The sequence below is a fragment of the Dinoroseobacter sp. S76 genome (genome assembly GCF_049801095.1).
In the GTDB taxonomy this organism is placed as follows: domain Bacteria; phylum Pseudomonadota; class Alphaproteobacteria; order Rhodobacterales; family Rhodobacteraceae; genus Dinoroseobacter.
This window is the reverse complement of record NZ_JBNAGH010000003.1, coordinates 105,136-120,662: the sequence shown is the minus strand read 5'-3', so window position 1 is coordinate 120,662 and position 15,527 is coordinate 105,136. Positions and strand designations below refer to the sequence as shown.

Sequence of the window (15,527 nt, the reverse complement as noted above, 5' to 3'; positions counted from 1 at the left end):
TGCGCGCCGGGAGCGAACCTTGAGCTCTAGGGGAGGGGCAGGATGGAGACGTTGAGTATCGCGTTGCCCGCGTTGAGCGAGGCCATCGGATTGATCACCCAGCCGATTGTGCTCGCCTATCTCGTGCTCGGTGTGGTGATGGGCCTGTCGATCGGGGTGTTCCCGGGGCTCGGGGGGATTGCGGGGCTCTCGCTGCTCTTGCCCTTCATGTTCGGGATGGATCCGGTTCTGGGCCTTGCGCTGATGATCGGCATGGTGGCGGTGGTGCCCACCTCGGACACCTTCGCTTCGGTCCTGATGGGGATCCCGGGCTCATCGGCCTCACAAGCCACAGTGCTCGACGGCTTTCCCATGGCCAAGAAGGGGGAGGCCGCACGGGCGCTCTCGGCGGCCTTTGCCTCCTCGCTCTTTGGCGGGCTGGTGGGGGCGTTGTTCCTCACGGTCTTCATCCTGATTGCGCGTCCTCTGGTGCTGGCCTTTGGCCTGCCGGAAATGCTCATGGTGACGATCCTCGGCCTTTCCATGGTGGCGATCCTCGCCGGGCGCGTGGTCTGGAAGGGTCTGGCCGCAGCCGGGCTGGGCCTGATGGTCGGGACCATCGGCGAGGCGGATGCGGGCGGCAGCCTGCGCATGGCGACCTATGACATCCCCTATCTCACCGATGGGCTGAAACTGGTCATTGTGGGCCTCGGGATCTTCGCGGTGCCCGAGATCGTGTCCCTCCTGCGGCAGGACAGCTCGATCTCCAAGAGCGCCAAGCTGGGGGGCGGCTGGCTCGATGGGGTAAAGGACTGGTTCGCCAATATCTGGCTCAGCATGCGCTGCTCGGTCATTGGCGTGATGGTCGGGGTGATCCCGGGGCTCGGCGGTTCCGTGGTCGACTGGATCTCCTATGGCCACGCAGTGCAGACCACCAAGGACAAGAGCATGTTCGGCAAGGGCGAGGTGCGCGGCATCGTCGGCCCGGAAAGCTCGAATAACGCCAAGGAGGGCGGGGGGCTCGTGCCCACGCTTCTCTTCGGGATCCCGGGATCGGGCTCCATGGCGATCTTCATCGGAGCCATCGCGCTGCTGGGGTCGGGCGATATCGAGGTCGGCCCGGCGATGCTCAAGAACAATCTCGACATCACCTATTCCATTGTCTGGCTGCTGGCGCTGGCGAATGTGGTGGGGACGGTGCTTTGCATCGCCTCCTCGGGGCTGATCGCCAAGCTGACCACGATCCGCTTCACGCTGGTGGCCCCGTTCCTCTTCATGCTGATCGCCTTTGCGGCGTTCCAGTCGGGTCAGAACCTCGCCGATCTCGTGGCGCTCTTTGCCATCGGCTTGATCGGGATCTTCCTGCGCCGCTTCGACTGGTCGCGCCCGGCCTTCCTGATCGGCTTCGTGCTCTCGAACCCGGCGGAGACCTTCACCAATCAGGCCTACCAAATCGCCGCGAGCCGGTTCCGCAAGAGCTTTGAGGAGGGGATCGACTATATCTTCAGCCCGATCGTTATCGTGCTTCTGATCGTCACGGCGCTCTCGATCTTCTTCGGGCTGCGGCAGGCCAAGATGCTGCAGGCGGAGGGCGATGTGCAATCGGGCTCCAAGCGCGCGCCGGTCACCTTCCTGCTGGTCGTGACCGCCTATCTGGCCGTGGCCGTGATCAACGCGTCCTTCATTCCGAACTACGCCTTCACGGACAAGGTCTTCCCGCTCTTTGTGGGCAGCGTGGCGCTGGTCTGCTGTCTGATCCTGGTCTTCCAGATGATGATGCGGCCCGAGGGGGATCTGATCTTTGCCGATAAGGAAGTGCAGGGCGAGGATGCGGACGCGCCCCATGGGCTCTGGTCGACTTTGGCCTGGTTTGCGGGGCTTCTGGTCCTCTCGGCGCTCTTCGGGTTCATCATCGCGCTGGCGATCTTCCTGGTCTCCTTCTTCCGGGTGCGGGCGCAGGTGAGCTGGAACAAGGCCCTGCTGCTGACCGCCTGCGGGATCGGCTTCATGCTGATCATGGCCGGTGCGCTCAACCGTGACTTCCCGCCGGGGCTGCTGCAAAGCCTCGTGGATCTGCCATGGCCGCTGACATGACACAGACCGGGATCCCCTTCGTCTTCATGCGCGGTGGTACCTCGCGCGGGCCCTATTTCCGGCGCGAGGATCTCCCCGAGGATCGCGAGACCCTGGCCCAGGTGCTGGTCAGCGCGGTGGGCTCGGGCCATGCGCTCAATATCGACGGGATCGGCGGCGGGGCCGCCGTGACCACCAAGGTCGCCATGCTCTCCAAGGCCAAGGACAATTGGGCGGATATCGACTACTTCTTCGCGCAGGTGTCGGTCGAGGACGGGCTGGTCGATTTCAAGCCGACCTGCGGGAACATCCTTTCGGGCGTGGGACCGGCGGCGATCGAGATGGGCCTCTTGGAGCCCGATCAGGACGTCACCCGGATCCGGATCAATGCGGTCAATACTGGAGCGCGGATTGAGGCGCGGATCCAGACGCCCGAGGGGCGGCTGACCTATGCGGGGGAGACGGCGATTGCCGGGGTGCCAGGGCAAGCGGCAGCGGTGGAGCTGACCTTCATGGGCGTGGTCGGGACGGCGACCGGAGCGTTCTTGCCTACGGGCGCGCTGCGCGACAGCTTTGACGGGATCGAGGTCACCTGCATGGACGTGGCCATGCCCATGGTCATCGCCCGGGCGCAGGATTTCGGCCTCACGGGCTACGAGACCGTGCAGGAGCTTGACGCCAACACCGCGTTTTTCGCCCGGATGGAGGCGATCCGCATCGCTGCCGGCGAGAAGATGGGCATGGGGGATGTCACGCGTTCTGTCACGCCGAAATTCGGGCTGCTGGCCCCGGCCTCGGGCGGGGGGACCATTGCCGCGCGCTATTTCATGCCCTGGAACACCCATCCCAGCATGGCCGTCACCGGGGCGCAGTGCCTTGCTTCTTGCGCGCTGACGCCCGCCACCGTGGCCGACGGGCTGTTGGAGCGACCCGAAGGCAGCCCGGCGCAGGTCGTGCTGGAGCATCCCTCGGGCACCATCGATGTGCTGGTCGATTTCTCCACCGAGGATGGGTTCGACCTGCGCGCGGCGGGGCTCGTGCGCACGGCGCGCAAGCTCGCCGATGGCAACGTATATGTCCCGTCCCGGATCTGGGCCGGTTTGGGGAGCTAGACCATGAGCATCAGGAACATCCTTGTCGCGTTCAACGGGACCGAAAGCGCGGTCGCAGCCCTGCGCTATGCCGCGGCCATGGCCGAGCGTCACGGCGCCCATGTGACCGCGATCCTCGCCTACTCGACCCATGAGGTGATCAACAGCCATGCGGCCTGGGTCCCGCGCGAGGCGACGCGGATCCTCGCCGATGCCAGCGCGGCCTTTCTCGACGGGATCGAGGCGCAGTTCGAGGCCCTGCGCCCGGAGCTCGGCCTTGGCGCGCGGCTGCATTTCCAGCGGGTGCCCGGCAAGGTCGATACGGTTCTGTCGGACTGTGCGCAGGTCCATGATGTGCTGATCGTGGGACAGGATCAGCCGAGCGAGACCGACGCTCATGTCTCCATCCATAATGACCGCATCGCCCTGATGAGCGGTCGACCGGTTCTGGTGATCCCCCGGAGTGCTGCGCCAGCCCCGGAAGGCGGCCATACCGCGCTGGCCTGGGATGGCGGGCGTGCGGCGGCCCGGGCCATGGCCGATGCGCTGGACCTTCTGGAAGATCACAAGCAGATCAATGTCTTGACCGTGGGCAAGTTGAGCCTTGCCCGCCCCATCGAAGAGGTGCTGGTGCAGCTCTCGCGCCACGGCATCGTGGCCTCCCATGAGGCGTTGTCCGTGACTGGATCCATCGCCGAGACCATCCTCGACTATTGCCGGGCCGAGCGGCCCGCCATGCTGGTGATGGGCGCCTATGAGCATTCGAAATTCCGCGAGGATTTCTTCGGCGGTGTCACCGCACGGATCCTGGTGGAGGCGCCCTGTCCAGTGCTCCTGTCCCACTAGCCCGTTCCCGGCGCAGGGCCTGGCGGGTCAGGTGACCTGAGTGAACGGGGTTTTCACCGTGTGCAGGCGCATATGCCGGATGAAGGCGCGGGCGATGGCCGGGGTCGGCTTGCGATCCGAGGTCACGAAATAGGTGCGATACTCAATTGGTGAGGCGAATTTGCGAAAGACCACCTCCTCGGTCCGATACTGCACCACCGGGAAGGGGTTGACGATGGTCACGCCCAGTCCCGCTTGCGCCAGATCCACCGCCGCGAAAGAGGTAGAGACCTCGGCCACGATCTGCGGGATGCTGCGGCTGTTGGTCAGCACCTTTTCCAGCTGCGCGCGCCGGGAATGGCGGTGGCTGAGCGCGATCAGGGGCTGGTTGTGCAGATCCTCGGGCTGGATCACCTCGCGCGCGGCCAGCGGATGGCCTTGGGGCATGGCGCAGACCGCCTCCGAATAGCGATAGGGCGTCAACTTGGTGCCCTCGCGGGTGATATCGACGCCCGACAGCCCCAGATCGGAGCGGTCATCCTGCACCCGGTTGATCACATCCGCCGAGGAGGCGACCTCGAGGCTGACGAAGAAATGCGGGTTGGCGCGCAGGAAGGTCGCCACATGGCCCACGACAAAGCGATGGGCATAGCTCGGCGGCGCGGTCAGGCGCAGGGTCTCCTGAGTGGGCTCGGTGGGGCCGTCGATCCGGTCCAGCGCTTCGAACAGGGGGTCGAGACGGCGGTTGAGCTGTGCCGCTTCCGAGGTCGGGCGCAGCCGCCCGCCATCCCGCTCGAAGAGGATCCGTCCCAGCCGCGCCTCAAGACTGGCGATGGACCGGCTGACAGCCGATTGCGACAGGCCCAACCGCAGGGCCGCCTTCGAGGTCGTCCCGCTCTCCATCAGCGCGCGCAGCGCTTCGTATTCCGGCAGGCTGTGCCAAGTCCGCTCCGCCATGGGCCCTCTGCAAAAATCTCATCGCTCTATGATATTTTATCATTCACTCAAGGATGGTCTATGAGAAATTATGGACTACGCTGGCCCGGTCGCCACGGCTCCTCGGCGGCGTTTCGGAACGATTTCATGCACCCAGTCATTTTCGATGGGCACAATGATGTGCTCTTGAAGCTTTACAATGCCGGGCGGGCCACCGCCTCCGAGAGTTTCCTGAAGGGACGCGAAGGGGCGATCGATGTCCCCTCGGCCAAGGCCGGCGGATTTGGCGGCGGCTTCTTTGCGATCTTCGTACCCTCGCCGACGGATCTCGACAGCAAGTTCGAAGAGATGACGAAGGATGTCTATGACCTGCCCTTGCCGGACCCGATCCATTGGGAGGACGCCTTTCCGGTCGTCATGTCCCAAGCTGCGATCCTGTTCGAACTGGAAGAGCAGGGCGCCCTCACGATCTGCCGGACCGCAGCCGAGCTGCGGAGCTGTCTCGCCGAGGGGCGAATGGCGGCCGTGCTCCATATCGAAGGGGCGGAGGCGATCGACCCGGATCTCAACACGCTCGACGTGCTCTATCAGGCAGGCCTGCGCTCCATCGGGCCGGTCTGGAGCCGGGAGACGATCTTTGGCCATGGGGTGCCCTTCCGCTATCCCAGCACGCCCGATATCGGGGCGGGGCTGAAGGATCAGGGCCTGCGGCTGGTCAAGCGCTGCAACGAACTGGGCATCATGATCGATCTCTCCCATCTCAACGAGGCGGGGTTCTGGGACGTGGCGCGGCATTCGACCAAACCGCTGGTCGCCACCCATTCCAATGTCCACGAGATCTGCCCCCATGCGCGCAACCTGACGGACAAGCAACTCGCCGCAATCGCCGAGAGCGACGGGATGGTCGGGCTGAATTTCGCGGTCGCTTTCCTGCGCGCCGATGGCAAGATGCTGTCGGATGTGCCGCTGGAGCAGATGATCCGCCATCTCGATCACCTGATCGAAAAGCTGGGCGAGGACCGGGTGGGATTCGGCTCGGATTATGACGGCGCGGTCGTGCCGGAGCTGCTTAACTCCTGCGCTGGACTGCCGAAATTGCGGGCAGCCATGCGCCAGCACGGCTATGACGACGCGTTGATGACGAAACTCTGCCATGGAAACTGGCTTAGGGTTCTTGAGAAAACCTGGGGCGCATAACCCAGGTTCGCAATCCTGTTCTGACAAGGAGGACGACCAAAATGAATACCTTTGCGAAACTGCTCAGCGGGGCCGCGCTTGGCCTCGCGGTGGGTGTGACATCCTTCTCGGCCTTTGCCGAGACACCGGCCAACATGCTGGTGATCGCCCATCGAATTGACGATGTGACCACCATCGATCCGGCGGAAAGCTTTGAATTTGCCGGCTCCGATATCAGCCGGAACGTCTACAGCCGGCTCGTGAATCTCGACCCCAATGACCTGGCGGCGGGCTACAAGCCCGATCTGGCCGAGAGCTGGGAAGTCTCCGAGGATGGCAAGACCATCACCTTCACCATGCGCGAAGGCGTCAAGTTCCATTCGGGCAACCCGGTGACCGCCGAGGACGCGGCGTTCTCCCTTCAGCGCGCGGTGATCCTGAACAAGACGCCTGCCTTTATCCTCACGCAGTTCGGCTTCACCGCAGAGAATGCGGCCGAGACGATCCGCGCCGAAGGCAACAAGCTGATGATCACGACGGACAAGCGCTATGCGACCTCCTTCGTGCTGAACTGCCTCACGGCGACGATCGGCGCGATCGTGGACATGAAGACCGTCATGGCCAATGAGGTCGATGGCGATATGGGCAATGAGTGGCTGAAGACCAACTCTGCCGGGTCCGGCCCCTACAAGCTCGACAGCTGGAAGCCGAATGAGAGCGTCACCCTCTCGTCCAATCCGGATTACTATGGCGGTGCGCCCGCAATGGAGCGCGTGATCGTGCGCCACGTGCTGGAAAGCGCGTCCCAGCGCCTGCTGCTGGAGCGTGGCGATATCGACATCGCGCGCAACCTGAACCCCGAGGATATCGCCGGGGCCTCCGCGGCGGATGGGGTGGTCATTCAGGACGAGCTTAAGGGCCGTCTGATGTATCTGGCCCTGAACCAGAAGCATCCGGAGCTTTCCAAGCCCGAAGTCCGTCAGGCGTTCAAGTATCTGATCGATTATGAAGGCATGCGCGACAGCTTCCTGAAGGGTCAGTACACGATCCATCAGAACTTCCTGCCCGCCACCTATCTGGGCGCCTCCGAGGAAAACCCGTTCTCCTACAATATCGAGAAGGCCAAGGAGCTGCTCGCAGCTGCCGGGGTCGAGAACCTCGAGATCGAGATCGGTGTGCGTGAAGCCCAGGAGCGGATCGAGATCGGCCAGAGCTTCCAGAATGCTGCCGCGCAGGCCGGGATCACGGTCAACATCACGGTCGGCACTGCCAAGCAGATCCTCGCCCGCTACCGCGCGCGCGAGCTGGACGTCTATCTCGGCGCATGGGGGCCGGATTATCCCGATCCGCAGACCAATGCGGGCACCTTCGCCTATAACCCTGACAACTCGGACGCGGCGAACGCCACCGGTCTTCTGGCCTGGCGCAACAGCTGGGACACCGGTGGGCTGACCGAAAAGGTCGAGGCGGCTGTTGTCGAGAATGACCGCGAGATGCGCATCAAGATGTACGAAGAGATCCAGGCGGAGTTCCGCGAGACATCTCCCTTCGTCGTCATGTTCCAGCAGATCGAGCAATCGGCCATGCGCGACAACGTCACGGACTGGTCCACCGGTCAGGCGGTCACCGCCGCTGCCTATTGGCAGGTTACAAAGTAAATGGCCCTCTCCGAGGACAACGGGAAGGGGCGCGCGCGCGCGTCCCTTCCGCCATGGATCAAGACGACGGCCCTGACGCTCGGCTCCATTGCGGTGACGATGCTCGGGCTGCTCTTCATTACCTTCATTATCGGGCGTGTGATGCCCATCGACCCGGTGCTGGCCATCGTTGGAGAGCGCGCATCGCAATCGACCTATGACGCGGTTTTTCTGGAGCTTGGGCTCGACAAGCCGCTGATCGTGCAATTCGGCTATTACATCTGGGACGTGCTGCATCTGGATTTCGGCACCTCCCTGCTCAACGCGCGGCCTGTCTCCGAAGACATTGCCCGCGTCTTCCCCGCCACGCTGGAGCTTGCCACCCTCGGCATCGTCATCGGTGTCGTGATCGGCGTGCCCCTGGGTGTGGTCGCGGCGGCCCGCAAGGGATCCTGGATCGATCAGGTCGCCCGGGTGCTGGCGCTTGTGGGCTATTCCATGCCCATTTTCTGGCTCGGCCTGATGGGGCTTTTGATCTTCTACGGCATTCTCGGCTGGGTCGGTGGCCCGGGCCGGGTGGGCATCTTCTATGTGGATGTGGTTCCCACGGTGACCGGGTTGATCCTTGTGGATGCGGCCCTTGACGGCAATTGGGACGTCTTCAAGGACGCCTTCAGCCACATCATCCTGCCCGCCTCGCTGCTGGGGTATTTTTCGCTGGCCTATATCAGCCGGATGACGCGCTCCTTCATGCTGGAGCAGCTCAGCGCGGAATACATCACCACCGCCCGGGTGAAGGGCATGTCGGAATGGGATGTGATCTGGAAGCACGCTTTCAAGAACATCCGCGTGCAGCTCATCACGGTGATCGCGCTGAGCTATGCGAACCTGCTCGAAGGCTCGGTTCTGACGGAGATCATCTTCTCCTGGCCGGGGATCGGCAGCTACATCACCACGGCCCTTCTGAGCGCGGATATGAACGCGGTGCTCGGCGGAACTGTGGTCGTGGGGCTGATCTTCATCCTGCTCAATATCTTCTCGGACCTGCTCTACAAGGTCTTCGATCCGAGGGCGAAATAATGGCCGATCAAACGCTTCGGCAATGGCTGCTGACGGATACGCCGACCTCGCGCCGTCACGCGAAACTCTCGGCGCTGTATCAGGGCTGGCTGTCCTTCCGGTCCAACACCATGGCGATGATCGGCCTCGGGATCCTCGTGGCGCTGGTGCTGATCGCGGCGGCGGCGCCCCTTTTGTCACCCCATGATCCGTTCGTGCAGGATCTCGGCAACCGCCTCGCGCCGCTGGGCTCCGAGGGGCATCTCCTCGGGACGGACAGCCTCGGGCGCGACATCCTCTCGCGGCTGATCTATGGCGCGCGGATCACGCTCTATATCGTGGCGCTGGTTGCGCTGATCGCGCCGGTGGTGGGGCTGCTGGTGGGGACGGTTTCGGGCTATCTCGGGGGCTGGATCGATATCGTGCTGATGCGGATCACCGATATCTTCCTCGCCTTTCCGCGGCTCGTGCTGGCACTCGCTTTCGTGGCGGCGCTGGGCGCCGGGATCGAGAATGCGGTGATCGCGATCTCGCTCACGGCCTGGCCTCCCTATGCAAGGATCGCCCGGGCCGAGACCCTGACCATCCGCTCCTCCGACTATATCTCGGCAATCAAGCTGCAGGGGGCAGGGGGGCTGCGGATCATCACCAAGCATATCTGGCCGCTCTGCATTTCGTCGCTGATCGTGCGGGTCACGCTCGACATGGCGGGGATCATTCTGGCCGCAGCCGGGCTCGGCTTTCTCGGTCTTGGCGCGCAGCCGCCCAGCCCGGAATGGGGCGCGATGATCTCCGAAGGGCGTCGGTTCATTCTGGACCATTGGTGGGTCGCCACCATGCCGGGGCTGGCAATTTTCACGGTGTCGCTCGCGTTCAATTTGCTGGGCGATGGGTTGCGCGATGTGCTCGACCCGAAGGCAGGTGAGTGATGGATACGCTTCTGGATGTTGAAAACCTCTGGGTGAAGTTTCCCACCCGGAAGGGGATCTTCGACGCGGTGCGGGGCGTCTCCTTCACCCTCGGGCGCGAACGGCTGGGGATCGTGGGCGAGAGCGGCTCGGGCAAATCCATGACCGGGCGCGCGATCCTGCGCCTGATCCGGTCGCCGGGGATGGTCGAAGCCGACCACATCACGCTGGATGGCGAGAACCTGCTGGATAAATCCGAGAAAGAGATGCGCGCCGTGCGCGGGCAGCGGATCTCCATGGTGATGCAGGACCCGAAATTCTCGCTCAACCCGGTGATGACCATCGGGGATCAGATCGTCGAGGCCTACCGGCTCCACAACAAGGCGTCGAAACCGGAGGCGCAGGCCAAGGCGCTGGAAATGCTGGAGGCGGTGTCGATCCGCAATCCCGAGCGCGTGATGCGCGCCTATCCCCACGAGATGTCCGGCGGGATGGGGCAGCGGATCATGATCGCCATGATGCTGATCCCGAACCCCGAGATCCTGATTGCGGATGAGCCGACCTCGGCGCTCGATGTGTCGGTGCAGAGGCAGGTGCTCGACATCATGGACAAGCTCGTCAAGGAGCGGGGGATGGGCCTGATCTTCATCAGCCACGACCTGAACCTCGTGGCGGATTTCTGTGACCGGGTGCTGATCATGTATGCCGGGCGGATCGTCGAGGTCTGCGATGCGGACAAGCTCCGCGAGGCGCAGCATCCCTATACCCGGGGCCTGCTGAACTCCCTGCCGCGGCTCGATGCGCCGCGCGACCGGCTCGAGGTGCTGACCCGCGCGCCGGAATGGTCCGAGGCCCCAAGCGTGAGTGGCCGGATATGAGCATGTTGGAGATCGAAGGGCTCGACGTCTGGTTCGGGCGGGACCGCGACCGGGTGGATGCGGTCAAAAAAGCCAGTTTTCAGGTGGGTGCGGGCGAGAGCTTTGGCCTGGTGGGCGAGAGCGGGTCGGGCAAATCCACCATCCTGCGGGCGATCACGGGGCTGGCTCCGGCCTGGTCCGGACGCATCGCCGTGGCCGGGCGCGAGATCGACATCAAGCGCCCGAAGGCCTTCTACAAGCAGGTGCAGATGGTGTTTCAGGACCCCTATGCCTCGCTCCATCCGCGCCACTCGGTGGATGCGGTGCTGGGTGAGACGCTGCATCTGCACGGGTTCCGGGATATCGACGCGCGGGTCGTGAAGCTGCTCGACGATGTGGGGCTGGGCCAGAAGTTCCGCTTTCGCTATCCGCACCAGCTCTCGGGGGGGCAGCGTCAGCGGGTCGCGATTGCCCGGGCGCTCGCGCCGGAGCCGGAGCTTTTGCTGCTGGACGAGCCGACCTCGGCGCTAGATGTTTCGGTGCAGGCCGAGATCCTGAACCTGCTCGCGGATTTGCGGCAGGAGCACGGGCTGACTTACCTCATGGTGTCTCATGATCTGAGCGTGGTGGGCCATATGTGTGACCGGCTCGCGGTGATGAAAGACGGTGAGATTGTCGAGATTATGGATGTGGCGGCGCTTCGGGCCATGGAGGCCTCCCATCCCTATTCGCAGCATTTGCTCCGCGCTTCGATCTGAGGCGCGAGCCAACAAGGGGGAAAACATGTACCATTCGACCAAGACCTTACTTGCCAGCGTCGCAGTGGCGGCCCTGGCGGCCGGGCCGCTCTGGGCAGCGACGCCGGACAACATCCTGGTGGTGGCTCAGAATATCGATGACATCGTGACCATCGATCCGGCCTCCGCCTATGAGTTCAGCTCGGGCGAGTATGTGGCCAACACCTATGACACGCTGGTGCGCTATGACGCCATGGACACCACGGTGCTCGCCCCGGCCCTCGCCACGGAATGGGAGATTGACGGGGACAGCAAGACCGTCACCTTCACCCTGCGCGACGGCGTGACCTTCCACAGCGGCAATCCCCTGCGCGGCGCGGATGTGGTCGGCTCCTGGAAGCGGGTCGTGACCCTCGACAAGGCCCCGGCCTTCATCCTCAAGCAGCTCGGCTGGACGCCTGAGAACATCGAAGAGATGGTCACCGCTGACGGCAACACCGTCACCGTGCGCTATGAGGGCGAGTTTGCCCCGTCCTTCGTACTGAACGTGCTTGCGGCGCGGCCAGCCTCCATCGTGGATATGGAAACCGTCATGGCCAATGAGGTCGATGGCGATCTGGGCCATGCCTGGATGAACAAGAACTCGGCGGGGACGGGGCCCTTCAGCCTCGGGACCTACCGTCCTGCGGATATCCTCTCGCTCACCGCGAACCCGGATTACTACCAGGGCGGTCCGGCCATGGAGCGCGTGGTCATCCAGCACAACCCCGAGGGCGCGACCCAGAGGTTGCAGCTTGAGGCAGGGGATATCGACCTCGCCAAGAACCTCGATCCGGGTCAGATCGCTGGCCTCGACGGGGCCGAGGGCGTCCGGGTGGAGACCTATCCCCAGGCCGCCGTCCATTGGGTGTCCTTCAACCAGAAGACCGAGAGCCTGACCGATCCCGCGGTCTGGGAAGCGGCGCGCTATCTTGTGGACTACGAGGGCATGGCCGAGGGCATGCTCAAGGGGCAGATGAAGGTGCATCAAGCCTTCTGGCCCGATGGCTTCCCCGGCGCGCTGACGGATACGCCTTTCGGTTTTGATCCGGCCAAGGCGCGTCAGATCCTCGCCGATGCGGGTGTCGAGACGCCGATCAATGTGACCATGGATGTGATCTCGGCCCCGACCTTCGTGGAGATGGCGCAGGCCTTGCAGGCCTCCTTCGCCGAGGGTGGCATCAATCTGGAGATCATCCCGGGCACCGGCGCGCAGGTCATCACCAAGTACCGGGCGCGGACCCATGAGGCGATGATGCTCTATTGGGGCCCGGACTTCATGGACCCCCATTCGAACGCCAAGGCCTTTGCCTATAACGCCGACAATTCGGACGACAAATACGCCTCCACCACCACGTGGCGGAACGCGTGGATGCCGCCCGAAGAGATGAACAAGAAGACCATGGCCGCGCTGGCCGAGCAGGATGCCGACACCCGGCTCGACATGTACATGGACCTGCAGAAAGCGACCCAGGCCGAAGCGCCTTTCGTCATCATGTTTCAGGCGATCAAACAGGTGGCCATGCGCGACAACGTGCAGGGCTTCGTGAACGGCGCGACCTCGGATTACGTGTTCTACCGTCTCGTCGAGAAGGAATGACCGCGCCGCGCTCCGCCGATGCGGTCTTTGCCGATCTGCACAAGGTCATCGGCGGGCGCCTTTTCACAGTGACCGTGCTGGACCGGGCCGCAGGGCTCGCCCGGCGCGCCTATAGCTCCGATCCCGAGGCCTACCCGGTCTCGGGCACCAAACCCATGGCCCAGGGTGCCTGGACAGGGATGGTGGTGGAGCGGGGCGAGACATTCGTGGCCAATACGGTGGCCGAGTTTGCGATTTACTTCCCCGACCATGCACTGATCGAGAGCCTTGGCTGCCAATCGGCCCTGAACGTCCCGGTGCTGGAGGGCGAGGTGATCGGGACGGTGAACATCCTCGACGCGGAACATGCCTTCACACCCGCGCGGGTCACAGAGATCCAGGGGATCCTCTCTGCCCAGTCCGTGGATCTGGTGAACGCGCTGCGCCGCGTCCAACTGTGATCCGGTTGCCCATGGGCGCGGCGGGTGGTGTGCCCACATGCTCGGTGCCGTTCGCAGAGTGACCCGCCGGTGCAGAACCCCGTTTGGCGCTACAGATGCAGGGCACGCGCAAGCACGGCCGGGATCAGCAGATCCTCCTCATCATAGGTGTGACGAAAGAGGATGCGGCGCAGCGTTCTGGCCTCCTGCAGGGCCTGATCGATCGCGGTTTTCCGGCTCTCCGTTGGATCCAGCGCCTCGAAGGATTGGCGCGCTCTCTGAAGGCTCGCGTCCAGGACCTCATGGTCGTTCTCCAGGAGCGCCACGCCCTCGGACAGGTCCGGGCATTGCGCGAGGATGCGCGGCAGGACGGTGCTGTCCTCATAGGCGTGATGATGGGAGACGCGCGCCACAAGCTCCACGCCCAGATGGTGCATGCCGGTCAGGCCAAGCAGGTCTTGCGCGCTGCTTTCCGGTTCATCAAGCAGCGCCTCCAAGCCCCTGACCAGCCGGGTGCTGGCCTCGGTCATCGTGGCGTGCACCCGCTGAAACTGCGCGGGCCATCCGAGGAAGTGCGGCGTCTCGTTCCACGCTGCGCGCTGGGCTGGCCGCATCCCCGGGATCAGATCCGGGGACACGCCCTGGCGCCTGCGCAGATCCAGCGCCGGTTGGTCATAGGCCATGGCTGGGCTCAGACCGCGGCCGGGGCAGGGGTGCCGGTGGCGTAGGCATAGGATTGGGCCACGATCCGCGTCACGGTCTCGAGCTCTGCCACATCGCGGGGCGAGAACACCATGATCAGCCCCGGCGGATAGTGGCCTTGGGTCACCAGATAGTGATCCTCCCCCCATCCGGCCTCGACCACGGTCTTGGCGTCCTCCGCCGCAAGTTTCACATGCATGGAGCCGCTATCGGGATGCGGATGAATATGTGCAAACTCCCGCCCCACCATGAAGGCGTCATGGTTGCAGTCCGTGCCCTCATGCAGCACCAGAGCGCGCGCGCCGGGCACGGAGATGCCGCTTGGGTCATTGGCCACGCGGGGCAGGGCGAAGCACCAGTCATGCAGTTTCCGGACGATGTCGTCCGGCCCATGCTGGGTCACCTGCGAATGGGGGAGTTGCCGCGTTGTCTCCGGGGCGGGGCCGCGGCGCGGCGGCAGGCTCAGCTTGGCCATCTCGATCTCCTTTCGGTTGCCTGAGACCAAGATGGGATCGTATTCTTGCAAAGAAAATGCGGTTCTCTGCAAGGAAGTATTGCATGAAAGCACAGAGATCGCGGGCAGATCAGAACCTCGAATGGGCCGACATGCCCTATCTCCTGTCGGTTTGCGAGGCGGGCAGCCTTGCGGGGGCCGCGCGCATCATGGGGGTCAACCACTCCACGGTGTTTCGCCGGGTCGAAGCGGTGGAGCGTCGGCTGGGCGTGCGCCTCTTCGAGCGTCTCGCGCGCGGCTATGTCATGACCCCTGCCGGGGAGCGGTTCTATGCGCGAGCCACTGTGCTCTGCGAGGGTATGGATCAGATCGAGCGCGAGCTCGGGGAGCAGGATCTGCGGCTGGAGGGGGTTCTGACCGTGACGACGACGGATTCCCTCCTCCATTGTCTCGCGCCGGTGCTCGCGGGGTTTCAGACGGACCACCCGGATGTGGAGCTGCGGCTTCTGTCGGATGTGCGCGCGCTCGACCTGATGCAGCGCGATGCGGATATCGCTTTGCGCCCCACCAGCACACCGCCGGAGCACTGGATCGGGCGGCCGCTCGCGCCTCTTTCCTTTGCCACTTATGCCCACCGGAACTATTGGGCGGCGGCCCAAGATCTGCCCCCGGAGGAGCTGCGCTGGGTCATGCTCGGGGATGACCTGAACCAGTCGCCCATGAGCAAGCTCACCTTACGATGCAAGCATGCGGAGGCGAAGGCCACCGTGTTGAACACGATGATGAGCGTGTTTGATCTGGTTGTGTCCGGGTTCGGGCTGGCCGCGATGCCCAGCTATCTTGGCGAGACCGCGCCCGACCTGATCCGCGTGCATGACCTGGATGACAGCGCGAACTGGCAGCTCTGGCTGCTGGCCCATCCCGATGTCCGGCGCAGCGCGCGGGTCAATGCGTTCTACGAGTATGCGACGGCGCGGATCACCGGGGACTTCTTGGGGCAGCCGGAAGACTAGGGTCCGCGCACCGCTCAACTCT

15 protein-coding genes are annotated in these 15,527 nt (G+C 64.1%); 12 read left to right on the top strand and 3 right to left on the bottom strand.

Annotated elements, in window-relative coordinates:
* The first annotated feature begins 42 nt into the window (after nt 1-42).
* The 3 genes from ACP153_RS10225 to ACP153_RS10215 are packed head-to-tail and all read left to right on the top strand — an operon-like array spanning nt 43 to nt 3,989.
* A complete protein-coding gene (locus ACP153_RS10225) occupies nt 43-2,073 on the top strand; it encodes a tripartite tricarboxylate transporter permease (protein WP_424970889.1) in 2,031 nt (676 codons plus the stop codon).
* On the top strand, nt 2,070-3,164 hold the full coding sequence (locus tag ACP153_RS10220) for a 4-oxalomesaconate tautomerase (RefSeq protein ID WP_424970888.1): 1,095 nt from the start codon (nt 2,070-2,072) through the stop codon (nt 3,162-3,164). The genes ACP153_RS10225 and ACP153_RS10220 overlap by 4 nt, the downstream gene beginning before the upstream one ends.
* Before the next feature lie 3 nt (nt 3,165-3,167).
* Complete coding sequence (locus ACP153_RS10215) at nt 3,168-3,989, top strand: universal stress protein (protein ID WP_424970887.1); 822 nt, start codon at nt 3,168-3,170, stop codon at nt 3,987-3,989.
* 27 nt (nt 3,990-4,016) lie between these two features.
* Here the strand turns inward: ACP153_RS10215 and ACP153_RS10210 are convergent, their stop codons facing one another.
* Nucleotides 4,017-4,925: a LysR substrate-binding domain-containing protein gene (locus ACP153_RS10210; RefSeq protein ID WP_424970886.1), complete on the bottom strand. Its 909-nt coding sequence runs from the start codon at nt 4,923-4,925 to the stop codon at nt 4,017-4,019.
* A 126-nt stretch (nt 4,926-5,051) separates the two neighbouring features.
* On the opposite strand from ACP153_RS10210, the gene ACP153_RS10205 reads away from it, so the two are divergent.
* Genes ACP153_RS10205 through ACP153_RS10170 form a run of 8 tightly spaced genes read left to right on the top strand, consistent with a single transcriptional unit; the run spans nt 5,052 to nt 13,357 of the window.
* Nucleotides 5,052-6,101, top strand: a complete 1,050-nt coding sequence (locus ACP153_RS10205; protein WP_424970885.1) for a dipeptidase — start codon at nt 5,052-5,054, stop codon at nt 6,099-6,101.
* A gap of 41 nt (nt 6,102-6,142) precedes the next feature.
* On the top strand, nt 6,143-7,738 hold the full coding sequence (locus ACP153_RS10200; protein WP_424970884.1) for an ABC transporter substrate-binding protein: 1,596 nt from the start codon (nt 6,143-6,145) through the stop codon (nt 7,736-7,738).
* Nucleotides 7,739-8,797: an ABC transporter permease gene (locus tag ACP153_RS10195; RefSeq protein ID WP_424970883.1), complete on the top strand. Its 1,059-nt coding sequence runs from the start codon at nt 7,739-7,741 to the stop codon at nt 8,795-8,797.
* Nucleotides 8,797-9,705 (top strand): nickel transporter permease, encoded by a 909-nt coding sequence (gene nikC, locus ACP153_RS10190; RefSeq protein WP_424970882.1) that lies wholly within the window; start codon nt 8,797-8,799, stop codon nt 9,703-9,705. The genes ACP153_RS10195 and nikC overlap by 1 nt, the downstream gene beginning before the upstream one ends.
* Nucleotides 9,705-10,562 carry an ABC transporter ATP-binding protein gene (locus tag ACP153_RS10185; RefSeq protein ID WP_424970881.1) on the top strand — a complete coding sequence of 286 codons (858 nt, stop codon included), beginning with the start codon at nt 9,705-9,707 and terminating at the stop codon, nt 10,560-10,562. Before nikC ends, ACP153_RS10185 begins: the two co-directional genes overlap by 1 nt.
* Nucleotides 10,559-11,299, top strand: coding sequence for an ABC transporter ATP-binding protein (locus ACP153_RS10180; protein ID WP_424970880.1), 741 nt, complete (start codon nt 10,559-10,561; stop codon nt 11,297-11,299). The genes ACP153_RS10185 and ACP153_RS10180 overlap by 4 nt, the downstream gene beginning before the upstream one ends.
* A 25-nt stretch (nt 11,300-11,324) precedes the next feature.
* Nucleotides 11,325-12,917 carry an ABC transporter substrate-binding protein gene (locus ACP153_RS10175; protein WP_424970879.1) on the top strand — a complete coding sequence of 531 codons (1,593 nt, stop codon included), beginning with the start codon at nt 11,325-11,327 and terminating at the stop codon, nt 12,915-12,917.
* Nucleotides 12,914-13,357: a GAF domain-containing protein gene (locus tag ACP153_RS10170; protein ID WP_424970878.1), complete on the top strand. Its 444-nt coding sequence runs from the start codon at nt 12,914-12,916 to the stop codon at nt 13,355-13,357. The genes ACP153_RS10175 and ACP153_RS10170 overlap by 4 nt, the downstream gene beginning before the upstream one ends.
* An 89-nt stretch (nt 13,358-13,446) precedes the next feature.
* Here the strand turns inward: ACP153_RS10170 and ACP153_RS10165 are convergent, their stop codons facing one another.
* Complete coding sequence (locus tag ACP153_RS10165; RefSeq protein ID WP_424970877.1) at nt 13,447-14,019, bottom strand: hemerythrin domain-containing protein; 573 nt, start codon at nt 14,017-14,019, stop codon at nt 13,447-13,449.
* 8 nt (nt 14,020-14,027) lie between these two features.
* Entirely contained in the window at nt 14,028-14,513 is a 486-nt protein-coding gene (locus ACP153_RS10160; RefSeq protein WP_424970876.1) for a hypothetical protein, read from the bottom strand.
* 83 nt (nt 14,514-14,596) lie between these two features.
* On the opposite strand from ACP153_RS10160, the gene ACP153_RS10155 reads away from it, so the two are divergent.
* Nucleotides 14,597-15,505 (top strand): LysR family transcriptional regulator, encoded by a 909-nt coding sequence (locus ACP153_RS10155; protein ID WP_424970875.1) that lies wholly within the window; start codon nt 14,597-14,599, stop codon nt 15,503-15,505.
* Nucleotides 15,506-15,527 lie beyond the last annotated feature (22 nt).